Origin of the sequence: Bradyrhizobium sp. CCBAU 53421, from assembly GCF_015291625.1 — a bacterium.
Lineage (GTDB): Bacteria > Pseudomonadota > Alphaproteobacteria > Rhizobiales > Xanthobacteraceae > Bradyrhizobium.
This window is the reverse complement of record NZ_CP030047.1, coordinates 8,385,744-8,403,864: the sequence shown is the minus strand read 5'-3', so window position 1 is coordinate 8,403,864 and position 18,121 is coordinate 8,385,744. Positions and strand designations below refer to the sequence as shown.

Annotated in this window: 15 protein-coding genes; 12 read left to right on the top strand and 3 right to left on the bottom strand. The window is 63.6% G+C overall.

The genetic code is table 11. From position 1 onward, the window contains the following. Positions 1-6 precede the first annotated feature (6 nt). Genes XH92_RS38920 through XH92_RS38890 form a run of 7 tightly spaced genes read left to right on the top strand, consistent with a single transcriptional unit; the run spans position 7 to position 4,766 of the window. The gene (locus XH92_RS38920) at positions 7-480 is read left to right on the top strand and encodes a type II secretion system protein (RefSeq protein WP_246788026.1); all 474 of its coding nucleotides are present in this window, start codon (positions 7-9) and stop codon (positions 478-480) included. Beyond that, positions 455-865, top strand: coding sequence for a prepilin-type N-terminal cleavage/methylation domain-containing protein (locus XH92_RS38915; RefSeq protein ID WP_246788024.1), 411 nt, complete (start codon positions 455-457; stop codon positions 863-865). Before XH92_RS38920 ends, XH92_RS38915 begins: the two co-directional genes overlap by 26 nt. Beyond that, positions 862-1,572, top strand: coding sequence for a type II secretion system protein J (locus tag XH92_RS38910; protein WP_194456756.1), 711 nt, complete (start codon positions 862-864; stop codon positions 1,570-1,572). The genes XH92_RS38915 and XH92_RS38910 overlap by 4 nt, the downstream gene beginning before the upstream one ends. Beyond that, positions 1,572-2,489 (top strand): general secretion pathway protein GspK, encoded by a 918-nt coding sequence (locus tag XH92_RS38905; protein WP_194456755.1) that lies wholly within the window; start codon positions 1,572-1,574, stop codon positions 2,487-2,489. The genes XH92_RS38910 and XH92_RS38905 overlap by 1 nt, the downstream gene beginning before the upstream one ends. Positions 2,490-2,494: 5 nt before the next feature. Next, positions 2,495-3,562 carry a PilN domain-containing protein gene (locus tag XH92_RS38900; RefSeq protein ID WP_246788022.1) on the top strand — a complete coding sequence of 356 codons (1,068 nt, stop codon included), beginning with the start codon at positions 2,495-2,497 and terminating at the stop codon, positions 3,560-3,562. Continuing rightward, positions 3,559-4,122 (top strand): type II secretion system protein GspM, encoded by a 564-nt coding sequence (gspM, locus tag XH92_RS38895; RefSeq protein WP_224944000.1) that lies wholly within the window; start codon positions 3,559-3,561, stop codon positions 4,120-4,122. Before XH92_RS38900 ends, gspM begins: the two co-directional genes overlap by 4 nt. Beyond that, the gene (locus XH92_RS38890) at positions 4,122-4,766 is read left to right on the top strand and encodes a hypothetical protein (protein ID WP_246788020.1); all 645 of its coding nucleotides are present in this window, start codon (positions 4,122-4,124) and stop codon (positions 4,764-4,766) included. The genes gspM and XH92_RS38890 overlap by 1 nt, the downstream gene beginning before the upstream one ends. A gap of 11 nt (positions 4,767-4,777) precedes the next feature. Here the strand turns inward: XH92_RS38890 and XH92_RS38885 are convergent, their stop codons facing one another. Continuing rightward, positions 4,778-5,521: an A24 family peptidase gene (locus XH92_RS38885; protein WP_246788018.1), complete on the bottom strand. Its 744-nt coding sequence runs from the start codon at positions 5,519-5,521 to the stop codon at positions 4,778-4,780. Here XH92_RS38885 and XH92_RS38880 point away from each other — a divergent pair. The 4 genes from XH92_RS38880 to XH92_RS38865 all read left to right on the top strand — a co-directional run bounded on the left by XH92_RS38880 (position 5,514) and on the right by XH92_RS38865 (position 10,775). Next, the gene (locus XH92_RS38880; protein ID WP_194456753.1) at positions 5,514-6,299 is read left to right on the top strand and encodes an EfeM/EfeO family lipoprotein; all 786 of its coding nucleotides are present in this window, start codon (positions 5,514-5,516) and stop codon (positions 6,297-6,299) included. The two genes, XH92_RS38885 and XH92_RS38880, sit on opposite strands and share 8 nt — an antisense overlap. Then, positions 6,296-7,672 carry a cytochrome c peroxidase gene (locus tag XH92_RS38875; RefSeq protein WP_194456752.1) on the top strand — a complete coding sequence of 459 codons (1,377 nt, stop codon included), beginning with the start codon at positions 6,296-6,298 and terminating at the stop codon, positions 7,670-7,672. The genes XH92_RS38880 and XH92_RS38875 overlap by 4 nt, the downstream gene beginning before the upstream one ends. 244 nt (positions 7,673-7,916) lie before the next feature. Then, positions 7,917-9,968, top strand: a complete 2,052-nt coding sequence (locus XH92_RS38870) for an alkaline phosphatase family protein (RefSeq protein WP_194461638.1) — start codon at positions 7,917-7,919, stop codon at positions 9,966-9,968. Between the two features lie 120 nt (positions 9,969-10,088). After that, positions 10,089-10,775, top strand: a complete 687-nt coding sequence (locus XH92_RS38865) for a hypothetical protein (protein ID WP_246788014.1) — start codon at positions 10,089-10,091, stop codon at positions 10,773-10,775. A 12-nt stretch (positions 10,776-10,787) separates the two neighbouring features. Here the strand turns inward: XH92_RS38865 and XH92_RS38860 are convergent, their stop codons facing one another. Further along, positions 10,788-12,218 (bottom strand): cytochrome c peroxidase, encoded by a 1,431-nt coding sequence (locus tag XH92_RS38860; RefSeq protein WP_194456751.1) that lies wholly within the window; start codon positions 12,216-12,218, stop codon positions 10,788-10,790. Positions 12,219-12,525: 307 nt separating this feature from the next. Between XH92_RS38860 and XH92_RS38855 the strand changes: the two genes are divergently transcribed. After that, entirely contained in the window at positions 12,526-14,295 is a 1,770-nt protein-coding gene (locus tag XH92_RS38855; RefSeq protein ID WP_194456750.1) for an alkaline phosphatase family protein, read from the top strand. 69 nt (positions 14,296-14,364) lie between these two features. Here the strand turns inward: XH92_RS38855 and XH92_RS38850 are convergent, their stop codons facing one another. After that, a complete protein-coding gene (locus XH92_RS38850) occupies positions 14,365-18,063 on the bottom strand; it encodes a DUF5801 repeats-in-toxin domain-containing protein (protein WP_194456749.1) in 3,699 nt (1,232 codons plus the stop codon). Between the last annotated feature and the right edge of the window lie 58 nt (positions 18,064-18,121).

Genomic DNA, 18,121 nt, shown 5'->3' with positions numbered 1-18,121 from the left:
GGATGCATGGCGCGCATGAATGATGTGGCGCAGCGCGGCTTCACCCTGCTCGAGATGGTGTGCGTGCTCGCCATCATCGCGTTGCTGGCGGCCGTGCTGCTTCCGTTCATTCCGCACCAGACCTCGCGATCGCGCTTGCAGGCCTATGCGCTGCAGACCGCGACGCTGCTGAAGGCCGACCGGAACGCCGCGATCGAGCGCAGCACCAGCGTTGCGACGCTGGTCGATGCGGCGAGCCGGGTGATCCATTCGGGGGCCTCGCGCATGACGGTTCGGATCCCCGATGACGTGCGGTTCGATGCGGTGCTGCCGCAGAGCTGTCAGCGCCGCGCCGCGCTCTCGACCATCCGCTTCTTCGCCAATGGCGGTTCCTGCGGCGGCTCCATCGCGCTGACGCGGCTCGATGCGGGATACGAGGTCCGCGTCAACTGGCTCACCGGAAGGGTTGAAATCGTTGCTCGCGACGTCGCCGCCAACTAACCGCTGGGATGCGGGGTTCACCATCATCGAGGTGCTGGTGGCGCTGGCGCTGGTGGCTGTCTCGATCGTTGCGATCGGCGCCGTCATGGGCGTCAAGACGCGCGGCGTCCGGGCCATGGAGCAGCACGTCGCGCTGATGCAGGCGGTGCGCACCTTGATGACGGTCGGTATTCCGCCGCGCGCCGAATTGCAGTCGGGCACGTCGACGGGGCAGGCGGAGGGCTACCGCTGGACCATCGAGGTCAGCCCGCTCGGCGGCGACTGGACCGTGCCCGAGGGCAACGTGCCCTGGGCGCCTGAGCTGGTGCGGATTCGCGTCAAGTCTCCAGGCGGCGCCTTGTCCGACATTCGCACCGTGCGCCTGATGCCGAGGTCATCGGAATGACCCGGGCAAAGATTACACCGCGAACGGGTGAGCGCGGCTTCACGCTGATCGAGACCATCGTCGCACTGGCGCTGATGGGACTATTACTGTCGGCACTCGCCAGCATCACGGCGCAGTGGCTGCCGAGCTGGAACCGGGGGCTCGACCGGATTCAGCGCAGCGAGCTGATCGGGATCGCGCTGGAACGGATCGGCGCCGATCTCGCCGCGGCCGAGTTCGTTGCCGCCAACCGCGATACCCACAAGCCGCTGTTCGACGGATCGGAACTGGCAGTGACGTTCGTGCGCACGTCGGTCGGGCCGAACGCAGGACCGGGGCTCGACGTGGTACACCTTGGCGAGGTCAGAGATCGCGGCGAGTTCGTCACGGTTCGGTCGCAGGCGCGCTTCACGCCGCTGGCCGACGGCGTGTCGCTGTCGGAGCAGGTGCATCTCGGCAGCCCCGTCGTGCTGCTGCGCGCACCCTATCGGCTGTCGTTCGCCTATGCCGGTCCCGACCGGGCCTGGAAGGGCGCGTGGAAGGATGCCAACAAGCTGCCGGCGATGATCCGGTTGACCGTGCGCGATGCAGCGAGCCAGCGCGTCCTGTCGGTTTCGACCATCGCGCCGGTCCATGTCCAGATTCCGAGCGACTGCACCAAGCCGGACGGCAATTGCGGCGACAAGCAGAGCTCCGACGGTGCTGCTACGGATCAGGGGAAGACGTAATGGGCGCATCCGGCAAGTTCGGCCGATCGCCGCCCAACCGCGGCTTCGTCATCGTTGCGGTGCTCTGGATCCTGCTGGCGCTGTCGTCGCTGGCGATCATCTTCTCGGCCTATCTTGCCGCGTCGGCGCGAGCGCTGGCGGCCAGCGACTTGTCGTTGCAGACCGAGGCGCTGGTCTCGGCGGGGCTCGAGCTCACCGCCTATCAACTGACGCTGACGGATGAGAAGACGAGGCCGCAGTACGGGGCGTTTCATTTCGGCCTGGACGACGCCAGCGTCGGCGTCACCTTTACGTCGGAGGCCGGCCGCGTCGATCTGAACTACGCGTCGAAGGAGATGCTGAGCGGCCTCTTCGTCGTGCTCGGCGCCCGGAAGGACGCCGCGACCGAATATGCCGACCGGATCGTCGGCTGGCGGACCCGGCCGGTGCCGGGCAGCGAGAATGTGGAGGCCGCGCGCTACAACGCGCTCGGCTATGCGCCACGGCAAGGACTGTTCACCCACGTCAACGAGCTGGCGCTGGTCGCCGGCATCCCCGAAGCCTTCGTCGATCGTGTGTTGCCGTTCGTGACGGTGTTCAACGGCAGTCCGGATGTCGACCCGGCCATCGCCGCGCCGGAAGTCGCTCTCGCGGTGGACAAGGCATCGGGAAAGCAACAGGACGGCTTCGGCTCGCCGGCTCCGCCGCCGAACGGCGGCACCGCCGCCGGATCGCAGGCTCCGAACCCGCAAGCTGCGGCGTCGACCGCGCAGAGCCCCTGCTACCGGATCGCGATCTCGATCCGGTTCCGCAACGGTCACCGCACCACGTCCGAAGCGGTGATTGCGCTCGGCGACAAGGTCGAGCCCTATCGTGTGTTGTCCTGGCAGAACGATGCCGAGCCGCGAACGATGGTTCTGCCGCGGAGGAAAGGTTGATAGCAATGCTCACTGAGGCACGGCAATGGTTCGAGCAATGGATCGGCGCGGTCGCGACTGCTGTCGATGGCGTTGCGGGTAGGTTCATGCGACGGCGCAGCGTCGAGCTCGATGAAAACGCCGACGGAACGTTCACGGCCCGTCTCGCCGTGGCGAAGGACGGCGCGCCGTCGGCCCCGGTCTCGTTCCGGCTCGATCACGACGCACCGCAGCCTCCATTGTCAACGGAGTGGAAGACGGCGTTCGACGGCAGCCGCATCGAGGTGCGGTTGCGATCGGATCATGTCGTCAGCCGCGTGCTCGATTTCCCGAGCCAGGCCGGCGATTTCCTCGATGGCATGATCCGCGCGCAAGTCGACCGGCTGACACCATGGACCGCCGCCGATGCGGTCTTCGGTTGGGGTTCGCCGCAGCCGATCTCCAATGACCGGATAGAGGTCGCGTTCAGTGCGACGGCGGCGAGCAAGGTCGATCCGCTGATCCGGATGGCCAGGATATTTGGCGCAGCGTCCGTTGCGGTCTCGGCGCCGGCGGTCGGCAGCGACGGCGCCGAGCAGCAGGTGACGCTGCTCGACAGATCGCTGCGCGGCCTCGCCGGGCCTGCGGTTCCGCGCCTGTTGCGCATCGGCCTGATCTCGACAGCAGCCGCGGCCGCGGTCTCCCTGATGCTCAACATCTATCTCGGCGGATGGCTGCAGTCCGAGCAGGAGGACCTGCAACACCGGATCTCGCAGCGCCGCGCCGCCTTGCGTCTCGATACCAATGGCGACTCGTCCGGCATCGGCCTGCTCGCCAAGCGCAAGCAGACGACGCCATCGAGCGTCATGGTCCTGGAAGCGATCTCGCGCGTGCTGCCCGACACAACGTACGTGACGGAGCTCCGTATCGAGGGCAACAAGGTGCAGGTGGTGGGACTGACCCAGGATGCGCCGTCCCTGATCCGCCTGCTGGAGCAGTCGCCGCAATTCACCCGCGCGACGTTCTTCGCACCGACGACCCGCGCCGCGAATGAATCGGCGGAGCGGTTCCACGTCGAGGCCAACATATCAGCCTACTTTGGGTCCGGCTCATGAGCGCAGCATCCCGATCGCTGACGGCCGTCAGCACTTCGCCACTGGTCGCGACCGCGAGCTATCTCGGCCTCTTCGTGCTGCTGCTCTTCGTCGTCATCTCCTCGCTGTCCGATATCATTGGCCTGCGCAGCGATGTTGCGGCATCAGCCGGAATGCTGGAGCAGCTCGAAGGGCGATCCAAGGCGAATACCGCGCCCGGTCAGTCCCCGATGCCGACCGGTTCCGCCTATCTCGAGGGGGCGACCGTCACGGTTGCCGGCGCCACTCTGCTGCAACGGGTGTCGGGCGCGGTGATCAAGGCCGGCGGCAATGTGCTGTCGACGCAGCTCGACGTACCCAACGCGCCGGCCAAGGCTGGCTTCATCAGCATGGTCGCGAGCAGCGAGATCGAACAGGCGCAATTGCAGCAGGTGCTCTACGATCTCGAAGCAGGCATGCCGTTCCTGTTCATCGATCAACTGGTCGTGCAACCCGTCGCCGACGAGGCGGCCAAGGGCGCCGATCCCGGCAAGCTGCGTGTGCTGCTCGGCGTGTCCGGCCAATGGCGGGGAGCCAAATGATGCGACGCTTCGCTGCAACCATCGTGCTGCTGGTGGCGTCGGTCCAGGCCGTACCGGCTGCCATGCCTGACCGGTCCGGCGATGCGCTGGATGCCGGGCTGCTCGACGATACCCGTCTCGGCGGACCGGTGCTGAGTTCACCGCCGCCGTCCGAACCGGTGACGTCGGTGCGGGTCGCGCCTTCGCCAGCGCCGACGCCCCGGCCGCTCAGCGCAAATCCGCTGTGGGGCATTCCGCTCAAGACGCTGTCTAACACTCGCGACCGCCCGGTGTTCTCGCCGTCGCGGCGACCGCCGCCTGCCGTCGTCGCGGAACCGGAGGTGAGCAAACCGTTGCCGCCGCCGCCGCGCAAGGTCGCGATCGAGCCGCCGCCGCTGGTGCTCGTCGGCACGATCGCGGGCGACGATGAAAGTTTTGGGATCTTCCTCGATCAGTCGAACAAGAGCGCATTGCGGCTGAAGCTCGGCGACGATTTCCAGGGATGGAAGCTGCGAACCATCAGCGGGCGCGAAGTCACGATGCAGAAGGACGAGCACGATGCCGTGCTCTCATTGCCCCAGCCGGGCGCCGAGGAGAGCGGCGATGTCCGCCTCGTTCCGGTCAGCAGCGACAGGAAGCCGTTGGCTGCGCGGATCCAGAGGTGACTGCAGGTTCGTTAGCTCAACGCCAGCCAGTTCTGCAGGGCCGGCGTCAGGAGAAGTCCGAGCGCCAGGAAGGGACCAAACGGGATCGACGTCTGGCGCTTCATCTCGTGTCCTGCGAGTTGCAGGCTGCCTGCGACGGCAAGGGCTGCGAGCGCTGCGATCAGCAGCAGGGTCGGAATCCCCAAGGCTCCGACCCAGATCGTCGCGGCGGCAAGAAACTTGACGTCGCCAAGTCCCAACCCGTCCACATGCCGCAAGACGAAATAAAGGCGCTGCAACAGGAAGAACAGGACGCCGACGAGGGCGGCGCTCGCCATGGCGCTGAATGCGGCCGTCGTGCTTTCAGTGACGACGACATTGGCAAGCCCGAGTACCGCGATCGCAAGATTCAGCCAATCGGGAATGATGCCGTGGCGAAGATCGATCAGCGCGACGGTGCAGCAGAGCACGCAAAGCGCGCCATAAGATGCAATGAAATAAAGAGCTTCGCGATCGATTGGCATGGTGGCGGGACAAGTGTGACGCGTGGACACACTGTGTTGCAACAACTCGCGCGCGTTGAACAGTGCATTTTCAATTGCCCGGCAGCCGCATGATGCGTTTGCGGGATTGTGATCGTCGACAACGATCGCGAAGCAGAAAAGATGCGACAAAAAGTCTGCGCTGTCACAAATCCGCATAGGATACCGACAATAGTTCGCACCGCTACGTGCCGCGAGCCCTTCGCGGCAGATGAGTGGGTTGACTATGCACAAGATGCGAGTGGCGGCGTGCCTGGCTCTGCTAGCAGCGTCGGCAGGCGCGCGCGCCGCGAACGCGGGCGCGCTCGAGGACGGTGCCGAGCGCTATCGGCCGTATTTGATCGAGGGCGTTGCCAGCGCGCTGGCCGGGGCGCGTGCATTGCGCGAGCGCGCTGCCGTGGCGGATTTGCCCGGTGCCAAGAAGGCTTGGTTGTCGGCGCGCGCCGGCTGGGAACGCTCGGAAGTGTTCACCGCAGGCTTCGTGCCCGAGCTCGACGCGCAGATCGACGCCTGGCCCAACGCCGACAGCGGGTTTCACGCCATCGAAGCGAAGCTGTTCGGAGCTGGTAGTACCGATGTCGCCACCGATGCGACGGGCCTGGTTGATCACCTGAACGATCTTCACGGCAAGCTCAAGGATATCAAGCTGACACCGCAGGGCCTGCTGGATGGCACGGTGCGGCTCGCTTACGAAGTCGGCGAGAGCAAGGCCGATGGCGGCGAGTCGCGCATCAGCGGCACCTCGCTGGACGATATGCGCAACAATATCGCCGGCATCGACTTCGCCTATCACACGATCTTCTCCGCCGCGCTGAATACGGTCGACGGCAAGCTCGACGAGATGGTGACGAATCGGATCGAGCAGCTCGAGGCGATCGTCGCCACGCCCGACCTGCCGCATGTCAATATCGCCGATCTGCGCCAGACCAGCGAGGAACTGGTCGTCGCGTTGCAGAGCGCCTCGGCAAAGCTCGGGCTGCAGCGTCCGACCCTGGAGGCGCAGGCGCGATGAGATCGCTTCGCCTGCATTTGGCAGCGCTGGTCTCCGGCGCCGTCGCCCTTGCTCTGCTCGGACGCGCGGCGGCGTTTCCGGTCGACGGCGACAAGACGGTGCTGCCGGTTGCGACCGAGCTGAACGAGGACGCGCTCGACAAGCCGCGCGAGGTGTTCCAGTCCGAGCGAACCGGAGCCAAGTCGTATCTCGTCAATCTCGGCGATCTCGCCTTCAATTCGCCGGGGCTGCTAGGCGAGGTGGCCCGGCAAGCCGGCGTGAGCTGCGGCACCTGTCACGTCAATGGCGCGAACAACGCCAAGTTCTTCATGCCGAAGATGTCGAGCCGGCCCGGCACGTTCGACACCACCGGTCCGCTGTTCAATCCGAAGGCCAACAATCTGGCGTTCGATCCGGTGCGGATCCCGAGCCTGCGCGGCGCCCGCTATCTTGCGCCCTACGGCGCCGACGGCCGGTTCGCCTCGTTGCGTGACTTCGTCCATAACGTCATCACCAGCGAGTTCGCGGGTCCCGAGCCGTCGCCGGCAACGCTCGATGCGATCGTGGCCTATCTTCACGATATCGATTTCCTGCCCAATCCGAGCCTCGGTCCCGCCGGCCGGCTGGCCGGCAAGATCACCGACGCGGAGCGCCGCGGCGAAGCGCTGTTCACCAAGCCGTTCCGGCACGATCCGTCGTTGAGCTGCGCGGGGTGCCACGTTCCATCGTCCGGCTTCGTCGATCACCAGCAGCATGACGTCGGCTCGGGCGGCCTGTTCAAGACGCCGACCCTGCGCAACGCCGACTTCAACGCACCGTATTTCCACGATGGCCGCTTCGACAGTTACAACCAGGTGGTCGATTATTTCGACCGGACCTTTCAGCTCGAGCTCTCGGCGCAGGACAAGGGCGACCTCGTCGCCTACCTCACGGCCGTCGGCGACGGCGTGCAGCCTTATGAACGCGACGGTGCCGCGGCAACGCTGAAGGAGATCAACGATTTCTCCACGGTGCTCGTGACCGCGATCCCTGCCGGCGACAAGGACATCGTCGCGCTTGCGGTCGATACGATCGGCCGCGAACTGCGCGAGTTGACCGAGCAATATCCCGATCGCAAGAACACCAGCGTATCGGGCGGCGAACAGCAGCGCGTGCTTGCGCGCAACGGACTGAAGGAGCTCGTGCTCACGCTGCGGCGAATCGAGATGGCCGTTGCGGCGGGTCGCAGCGCCGATGCTGCGAACGAGTTCAGGAATTATCGCAACCTGATGGCTGCCGCGGTGCCGGCGCTTTTGGCGAGCGCCGAGCCGTGGTCGTTGTTCAATCAGGATGTGCATGATCAGCATTACGCTGCGCTTCGCGAGGTGATGCGCTCCAGGCACGTCTCGCATTGATGCGCAGAATCAAACAGCATTCGCGCTCCGCGTTATTGCGTGGAGCGCTCCATCTATTTTCGATCTTCAATTGAAGAGTTGAATCGCGGAGACGCAGCGTGCGGCAGCAGAATATCTCCGCGGAAATTTTTTGAACGGTTCGAAAATTCTTGGGCGCTTTCACGTAAGCGAAAACCATGCGTCATACTGTCGCACTAAGCAGGGCGTGTTGCTAACCGCAAACACCCTGAGGTCGACAATGAGTTTGAATTACAAAAAGCACTGGCGAACCAGCACCGCGCTCTGCATCGCGTCAACGGTGCTCGTCGCAACAGCCGCATATGCCGCTCACTATCCGGGCGGCCGCAGTGATTGGGACAAGCGTCCGCATCACAACAACCAGGCGCATCAGGAAGCTGATCGCGTCAAGCATGACCACGATCATGACGACAAGGATCACGGCGACAAGGGCAAGACCGCTTCGCCGATCAAGCACGTCATCATCCTGATCGGCGAGAATCGCGGTCTGGATCACACGTTCGGTATCTACAAGCCGAAGGGCAAGGGGCAGACCATCTCCAATCTGTTGTCGAAGGGGATCGTCAACGAGGATGGAACGCCGGGACCGAACTTTGCGCAAGCGCAGCAGTACTCGGTCGCGGGCCAGCCGTCCTTCTACATCGGTGCGCCGGCGATCGCGAAGTCGCCCTACAACGCGACCAATTTGATGCCGCAGCCGAACACCAATGGCACGCCGACCGCGCAGAGCGACACGTCGCCTCCGTTCAAGACGATCACTGAGGCCAGCGTCGAGAAGGACATGGATCCGGCGGATCTCGACATCCTCACCACTGGCTTCAGCGGCCTGCCCACCGGTGTGCTTGATACCCGCATTCCCGGCGCCGGCGGTCTGAACGGACCGTTCCAGCTGCAGGGTGAGCAGATCAGCGACGACGACTACACCGGCGACTCGACCCATCGCTTCTATCAGGATTGGCAGCAGGAAGATTGCAGCGCCGCCAACGCCACCAAGAAGAACAATTCGGGCTGCCTCAACGACCTGTTCCCGTTCGTGATGGCGACTTATTCGGCGTCCAACAAGAGCATGGCCAACTCGATGGGCTTCTACAACGCCCAGCAGGGTCAGGCCCCGATCCTGAAGATGCTCGCCGACCGCTTCACGCTGAGCGACAACTTCCACCAGTCGTTCCATGGTGGCACCGGCGCGAACCACTTCATGCTCGGCACCGGCGATGCGGCCTTCTGGAGCGACGGCAAGGGCAATCCGGTGACGCCGCCGGCGAACCTGATCGCCAACCCGAACCCGGTCGCGGGATCGGTCAACCGCTACACCGTCGACGGCAATTGGAGCAACTGCTCCGACGTGTTCCAGCCCGGCGTGAAGCCGATCGTCACCTACCTCAACAATCTGCCGTACGCGGCGGAGCCGAACTGCAAGCCCAACCACTACTACATGCTCAACAACGTCAATCCGGGCTATCTGCCGAACGGCGCGCTGTCGGGCGGCAACAACGTTCCGCCGTCGTCGGTTCGCACGATCGGTGACGCGCTGATCGAGAAGAACATTACCTGGGCGTTCTATGGTGGTGCATTCAACGACGCCGTGGCACTTGCCAACGCCGCGGTCGCCGCCAATCCGTCGAACCCTAACCTCAGCGCCGCCGCGGTTGCCGATCCGGCACACGCGCTCGGTGTTGCCTACTGCCAGATCTGCAATCCGTTCCAGTATGCGACCTCGATCATGGCCAATGCGACCGTGCGTCAGGCTCACATGAAGGACACGGCCGATCTGATCACGGCGATCCAGAACAACACCCTGCCTGCGGTGTCGTTCGGCAAGCCGGACGGTCTGCTCGACGGTCATCCGCAGAGCTCGAAGGTTGATCTGTTCGAGGCCTATGTCCTGAACGTGCTCAACGCGCTGGACAACAATCCGGAGCTGAAGGCCGACACTGCGGTCTTCATCACCTGGGACGAAGCCGGCGGCTACTGGGACTCCGGCTACACCCAGTCGATCGACTTCTTCGGTGACGGACCGCGCATCCCGACCCTGATCCTCTCGCCCTATTCGACGGGCGGCAAGGTCAACCACAACTACGCCGACCACGTTTCGCTGCTGAAGTTCATCGAACGCAACTGGGCCCTCCAGCCGCTCACGAACCGCAGCCGCGACAACCTGCCGAACCCGACCTACACGAAGAACAACGAGTACGTCCCGACCAACAGCCCGGCCCTGTCTGACCTGTTCGACGCGTTCGACTTCAGCAAGCCGGTCAATTTGTCCTACACCGAGTGATCGAGCCCTCGTCGAGGACGAGGTCTTGATTTGAACTGAGATCGGCGCCGATCGAACCGATGGTTCGGTCGGCGCTGTCATGTTTTGCCAGCCCGCCAATTGGTCGACCGGGAATATGCGATGAAGCGCTATGTGAAGACGTGCTCGATGAGCCGGAGCGCGGCGACCTTCCTGGTTGCCGTTGCGATCCTGGCCCATGCTCCGACGCCGGCCGCGGCCCAGCAGTTTTCCGCCGATCTCGTTGAGCGCAAGGACGAAGCGACGGCCATGCTGGGAACGATCCGTGTCTCGCAACAGAAGACACGGATCGAAGCAAAGGCACTGCCGGATGGCTTCTTCCTGATCGACATGGCCAAGCCTGCGGCGTATTTCGTCCGTCCGGGTGCACATGTTTTCATGGAAGCGAGGCAGTCCAGCCCGCTGACCCGGATGTTCGTTCCGGTCGATCTGGATGACCCGTGCCGGCAATGGCAGGCGATCGCGCAGCTGTCCGCGCCGGTCGATCTTGCGACATGGCAATGCCAGCGCGATGGAGAGGAAGCAATCGCGGGGTGCAACACCGACGTCTATCGAATCGAGGCGCCGTCCGGTTTGAGCTTTACCGGCTGGGTCGACCGCGCGCGCAGGTTTCCGGTGCAGATCAAGACTGCGGATGGGACGGTGATCGCGGCCGATCGCATCCGCGACGAACCGCAGCCGGCACAAATCTTTGAAGTGCCCGCAGGTCTGCGCAGATTCGACCCGCAAGCGCTAATCCGCAGGATTCAGCAGAGCGACGTATGGGTCGAGCCGCCGGCCTCGCAGTGATCGCGTCGCGCGTTACTGCGATTGCCGGCTCGTCACTGGCAGCATCCGGCCAAGCGCGGTGTAGTGCGACTGATGCACGTTGCTGTTGAACAGCGACCAGGGCTCGGCCTTTTTCAGGGCGACCGGAACGTCGAAGTTCACCAGCTGGGCAAACTTGCGGTACTCCGCCATCGCTTCGTCGATCCGACCGGCTCCGACCTCGAGGTCGATGCGACGCAAGGTCAGAACCAGATCCTTCAGGATCGCGCGGGCGGCGAGCCGCTCGTCCTTGCCGCCGATCGAGGTGTTTCTGATGTCGGGGATGTGCTCGGTCAACTCACGCAGTTCGGCGCCCACTCCGGTGACGGCCAGCGACACCACCGCGGTATCGGCGGCCGGGATCGCGACCTCGAGGACGCTCGAGAGTTCAAGCACTTCCTTCATCCGGAGCACGACGCCGTCCTTGTCGAAGGGGCGTTCGCCGTCGCCGACCGCTTTCAGATAGGCCACGAGATCCTGCGTGTCCTGGGTCGACAGTTCGAGGTCGAACAGGCGATCGAAATGATCGACGACCTGTTCATAGCTGTCGTAGCGGCCATCGTGGAAGTAGGGTGCATTGAAGTTGGCGTTGAGCAGAGTGGGGGTCTTGACCAGTCCGCCGGATCCGACGTCGTGACGCAGCTGGTCGTTGAAGGTCCCGGCCGGAATATGACAGCCGGCACAGCTCAGCTCGGCCTGCTTCGGGAATGGCTTGAAGAACAGCGCCTCGCCGCGCCGTTCCTCAACACTGGCCTGCGCGGCAAGCCGGCCGCCCGGCGCAATCTTCGGATTGGGGAGGAAATCGATGTCGTTGATATAGGCGACGAGGCCATCGAGAACCGCATCGCTCGGCCGCGGCCCGGAAAACTCGTTGACGATGACATTATATACGAAGTCGCGCAGCGAGGTCATGCGCCCGTCATGTCCGTAAGGCGCGAGGAAGCGGGCACCCCGCAGGCTCGGAATCCGGACCGGATCGAGGATGCTGTTGAACGTCTTCGCATTGAAGACAAGGCTGGTCGTGTCGAAGGTGCCAGGGCGGGAGGATACGCCCGGAACGAACAATTTCGGGTTTGATGCGCCGTTGACGTGACAGGTGCCGCAGCTCATCTCGGCCTGACGGGCCTTGCCGCCGAAGACGGAGGGCGAATTGAACGCGAGATCGCCGAGATTGACCAAATAGGATTTGTGACCACCGATCGCCTCGGAGTGAAAGAGCTCGCGCGGCCGCGCCAGCGCCTCCTCGGAAAATTCGGTGCCGGCCGGCAGCACGGTCTGGTCGCCGCCGAGCGGGAATGCCATCGCGCGCGACGGGAGGAAGGCAACGACGAGCGCCAGCAACGCGACCCGCGCCGGTCGCGCGCCACGATCGGCAGATGCCGTACGACATTTTCCGGAGCCGGACGCCAGAATATCCCAAGCCATTTGCGAGAAAACGCCCCTGTCACAATGCAATTGCGCCGCCGCACCTCGGAAGATGTCACGGAGGTGACAGTTTCCTGTCGGCAGGATCAATGACCATCTGTTTGGATAGACGACTGTTGATTGCGGTTTGATGACGATCGATCAACGAAACACAGACCGACTTGCATGTGAGAGAACGAAAACTTGTCGGCACCCGCGCATCTTTTCACGCGTTTGTGCTCGCGTCGAAAAACAGTCATTCCAGCGAAATGTGTTTTGCATAGCGTGTAACTCCATTTCTATTTCTTTCTGAAATCAGGAGAGCACTATGCGGCTTTGGGGAGCCATTCCGGCGCTCGCAGTTGTTGCTGGCGCCGTTGCCATCTCGCCGGTGGCAAACGCCGAGAATTTGGTCGAAAAGATCGTTGATGAGTTCAAGCACGAGGTCAGGGACGAGCTGCGTGACCTGCGCGATCGCGGTCATGAAGGCGTGCACCAGTACAAGCACGTCGTCGTCATCTACCAGGAGAACCACAGCTTCGATAACCTCTACGGACACTGGGGCGATGTCGGCCGTGACCGGATCAACGGCACCTCCGACGCCGATCAGGCGCATACGCTGCAGGTCCGGCAGGACAACCAGACCGCCTACGCCTGCCTGTTGCAGAATGACGTCAACCTGACCTCGCCGTCGCCGCAGCCCACCACCTGCACCGACAATACGGGCTCGGTCGCGATCCTCAGCGCCTTCAAGAACAAGCCGTTCGAGATCAACGACTTCATCCCGACCTCGGCGACCACCTGTCCGAAGCCGCTCGGCGCTTTCGCGGCGCACGGCTTCCTCAACGGCACCGGCGCGCCCGGCGGCTGCACCGCGGACATCGTGCACCGCTTCTACAGCGAGCAGTACCAGCTCAATGGCGGCCGGCAGAACCGCTACATGACCGGCAGCGACGCTGCGGGTCTTGTCATGGGCTACTACGATACCAAGAAGCTGCCCATCTACACCTACCTGCACGGCCACGGCGCGCCGAACTATGTGATCGCCGACAGCTTTTTCCAAGGCGCCTTCGGCGGTTCGTTCCTCAACCACCAGTTCCTGGTCGCGGCCGCGGCGCCGCAGTTCGTCGGTGCCTTGAACGACGGCAGCGCCAATGACTTCCACGCGATCGTTGATGCGAACGGCATGCCGACCAGCACGCCGCTCTATACGCCGCTCTCGACCGTGAAGGACGCGCAGCTGACGGCGAAATGCAACCAGCCCGGTCTGCCGGCCGGCCTCGCCTGCGGCGACTATGCGGTCAACACCACGCAGCCGACCTATCAGCCCTACTCACCGGGCACTTCGGACATCAAGCGCCTGCCGCCGCTGCACACGCCGAACATCGGCGATCGGCTGTCGGCCAAGCATATCGACTGGGCCTGGTATTCGGGCGGCTGGTCGAACGCCAATGGCGATGTCGGCGCGTCCGGCTGGACCAACGGCAACGGCACGACCTGCACCGATCCGAACCACGTCTCGACGGCGGTGTTCCCGAACTGCCCCGACGTGGACTTCCAGTACCACCATCAGGCGCTCAACTACTTCGCCAGCTACGCGCCGGGAACGCAGGCCCGCAGGGATCACCTGAAGGACGAGGCGGAATTCATCCAGGCGGCCAAGAACGGCCGGCTGAAGCAGGTCAGCTTCGTCAAGCCGATCGGCGAGGAGAACGAGCATCCGGGCTACACCAGCGAATCCGAAGGCAGCCAGCATCTCGTCGATCTCGTCAAGGCGATCGTCGAAGGGCCGGATGGCAAGGACACCCTGATCATCATCACCTATGACGAGTTCGGTGGGCAGTGGGACCACGTTCCGCCCCCGCCGCACAACCGTCGTGGTGCCGAAGCCCGTGCTGCGGACCAGTGGGGGCCGGGCACCCGCATTCCGGCGCTGCTGATTGCCAAGCGCTTCAACAAGTCGGGCGTCGCGCACGAGGACTTCGACACCACGTCGATCCTCCGGCTGCTCGAAAAGCGCTTCGATCTCGATCCGCTGGTGACGCGCCCGGTGCGCAGCCTCTCGGCGGCGCTGAAGGCTGGCGAAGGCTGGCACTGACGCGAGAAACAATCCTGGCCCGCGTCAACAACTGACACGGGCCAGGACCTCCACCAGGCTTCAGGGCCCTTACATGATCAGATCGTGCTGCACGTGTGTAACCGGGTCTGACAGAATGCTGCCGGCCATCGCAACGCTTGCCGGGCTGGGTGCGAATGTCGGGGCAGACGTCCAGGTCTTGAGGTCCTGAATATCGACCGGAAGGATGGCCGTGGCCGCATCGCCGTCCTTGTCGATGGCGGACACATCGAACAGCAGATCGGTGCCCGGGATGGTCGTCTTCTCGGTATAGGCGATGTTGTTGACCGTGAAGGTGGCGTTGCCGCCTGCCGCATGATCGTAGTCAACCTCGACCTGATTGAACTCCTTTCCGACGTAGAGCGTGTAGGTCAACGTCGTATTGTCAAATGTGTAGGTATTGATCAGCGAAGCATTCGAGGTTTCCTTCACCACTATTCCGGTGCAGCCATCGGGTGGCTTCGGAACGCAGATGTTGAAATCGTGGACATCGGCGCAGCCATCAAGGACCTTGAAGGTCACGTTCGCTGCGCCGCAACCCTGCCAGTGAGCGAGGGTGAAACCGACTTGCGACTGCTTCTCGGAGAACGCGAGGTTCAACTGCTCGTCGGGGTCCATCTGCAGCCCGCAATCGCCGACCGCAATCCCGCTGCTCGACGACTTTACGTCGAGGGGATGGCCGCAGCTATCAGAACCGGTGATAACGAGTTGTCCGTCCGCAGCGGTCAGTGACGGCTTCGCGTCGCCCGGGGCGCCGAAATCGGAGCCGGTCGCGGTGACGTCCTTGAGCAGATCGACGTTCTCGAGATTGAAGCAAAAGGTTCCGTGCGGATCGATCAGCAGCTTGAAATACGGATCGGTGAGGGTGCCGCCGCAATCCGCACGATAGGCGTCCAGTTCGACGCCGCCGCCCACCTCGTGGGTTGAATAGTAGAAGGTGAAGTTGTCGCCATTTCCAGTGACGTGCACCGCGGTATTGCCGTCGGCCAGGTGCGACGCCGCCAGATCGAATCCTGTGTTGCCAACTGCACCATTATGGATGGCAACGAGCATCGCGGCGTCACCGTCAGCGCCGAAATTGACATCGTAAGTACCGGTCGCGAACTGATTGTCCTGGTCGGCGACGCAAATCTTTGAAAAGTTGCAAATCGTCGGACTGTCGTCCGTGATCGTCAGTTGCTTGCCGAGATCGATCGACGCGCTCTGGAAGTCGCCGTCCTTGTCGGTGATGGTGGCAACGAGGTCTACGATGCCGGAGGTGAGCGACACGGCTTCGTCGGCGCTGGTGCAGGACGGATGCGTCACCGCGCGATACTCGGTGAAGGTGACGCTTCCCGTGGCCGGATCAACCGCGATGGTGAATGCCAGCTCCCCGCTTGCCGTGCCAACATGGCCTTCAATGGTGTTGCCGTGCAGAACCAGCACGTCGGCGAGGCCGGTATGTGAGTCGGTCAGACCGGACGGAGTGCTGTTACCTCCGTTGATCATCAGGGCATAGTGGGTCGTCGCGCCATCGGCGCCTTGTACCGAAGTGAATGCCGTCGAGAAATCAGCCGAAATCGTCGTCAGCGCCGCGCACGGTGCCGAGCCCGCGATGTGGTCGTCCAGCGCAGTTGCCGTCAGATGCGTCTCGCTCAGCGTCAGCGACGGGGTCGTTGCGTTCGCCTTGATGCTCGGGCCATCGTCGGTGATCGTCAGCTGCTTGCCGAGATCGATGCTTATATCCTGGTACTGGCCGTCGCTGTTCGTCACCGTCGCTATCAGGTTTACAATGCCCGTCCCCAGCGCGATCGCTTCGCCGCTGTCCGGGCTGGTGTCGGACGATTGTTCCACCGCGCGCTGGTCGACGAAGGTCACGCGGCCCGTGGCCGGATCGACCGTGATGGTGAATGCGAGCGTGCCGCTTGCTGTGCCGACATGGCCTTCGATGGTGTTACCGTTCAGAACCAGCACGTCGGAGAGGCCGGTGTGCGAGTCGATCAGCCCGGACGCTGCACCGTTGCCGCCGGTGATCGTCAGCGCGTAGCTGACTGCCAGACCCGCTTCGGTAACGAATGCCGCCGAGAACTCGCCAGAGGTCGTCGTCAACGCGGCGTCCGGTGCCGAGCCGGCGATGTGGTCGTCCAGCGCCGTCGCTGTCAGATGCGTCTCGCTCAGCGTCAGGGACGGCGCCGTTCTGGCCTCGATCAGCGGGCCGTGGATGGTGATTGTCACCACCTGCGGCGTTCCACCGATCGTGGTCACCGTGAAGCTGTCGGTCAGCGTGTCGCCGACATGGAGGGCTTGCACGGAGCCGTCGGCGTTGTTGAGCGTATAGGTCCACACGCCGGCCGTCGTTAGTGTGAATGTGCCATGCCCGCCCGTGCTTGCCGTCGGCACGTTCACCGCGGTGAAGGTGTTGGCGGGGTCGTCGACATCGGTATCGGTGAGCGTGCCGGTCGCGATGAGCAGACCGGGCGAGGCTCCGCTGACACCGACTGCCCCCACCACCGCGCCAGCCTTGGCTCCGGAGATGATGGAGGCATCATCGACCCCGACGATGGTGATGTTGAAGCTCTCACTCGTCGCGAGCGTGCCATCCGATACGGTGATAACGAAGCTTTGGCTCGAGTTGACCTTCAGCGCGTTGATCGCGGCATTGTTCGGAACGAATGTGTAGTTTCCCGTCGCGCTGTTGAGGTAGAGCGTGCCAAACTGTCCAGTGCTCGACACGTCGTAGGTCAACTGGCCCAGCACCACGTTGCCTGCAATTCCTCCGCCGATGCCGAATGTCACTGCACCGTTCTTGCTGCTCGCAGAAAAAGTCCCGCTCGCTGCACTGAAGTTGTCAAATTTCGCCGTGTCGATTTCTGCGATCCCTGCTCCGAGGTTCAGGCTCGGTGGCACCGGCGGTGGCTTGAAGGTCTGAATGGTGGCGAAGATAACCTCCGGCACGGGCGCGAGCGGATCTTGCGTCAGTGGCGGCGCGCCAGGCTGAAAATTGATCGGTTGCAGCAACGGCGACCCTTCGAGGGCGGGCATGCCGGACCCTTTTGATCCTGCTCCCTTCTCGAAATTGGCAAGCGCCTCCTGTTGGGCCTCCCGCAACTCCTCCATGTGCGCAGGAGAATTCGTGACATGGCTTACGCCGACAGAGGACCCTCTTTTGCTCAGGACGATCGTCTCGCCGGGATCCTCGACAATGATGTGCCGAGGGATTGCCTCCTTGGTCACGAGCTCAAACACGCCGTGGTGGAGGTCCTTGTAGCTGATGCTGTCGTCGTCCAGGAACGTGACGTTCGGCTCCGCAGCCCGGGCGTCCTCCAGGAGCGAGAAGGTCAGCGCGGTGAGCGACAGCGTGCCGAAGCCGCCCGCTCGAATGTTGCCCACCGACGGGGCCGTTGTCGGAGTGCCCGACCTCGCCAGCCAACTGCCAATGGAACGGAAGATGCCCCTGGTCTTCGCGAGCAGGCCCGGTTGCGCGATGTCGCCGGGGTCCTGCGCGCACCCATTTAGCTCAAGGCAGGTGCCGCCTGGCACGTCGAGCACCCTGCCATCGATCAAGCGTATCTCGATCCGCCCGCCAGCTGCGACCTCGATGACGTCGCCGTCGCGAACGGGATCGCCAATCGCGCCTCGAACCGCGATGCCGCTTGCACGCCTGATAGTGCCGCAGCCAATCGCCGTCTGAATGTTGCCGATCAATCGTGGCGGCTGGCCCAAAGCGGCCACGCACACGCCCCCGAACTCGACGCCGGACGCAACTAACATTGGCTTTTCGCCTGCTGAGCAATTCAGACGGAACGTGGTTGCCGCAGTTTTTTGGTTT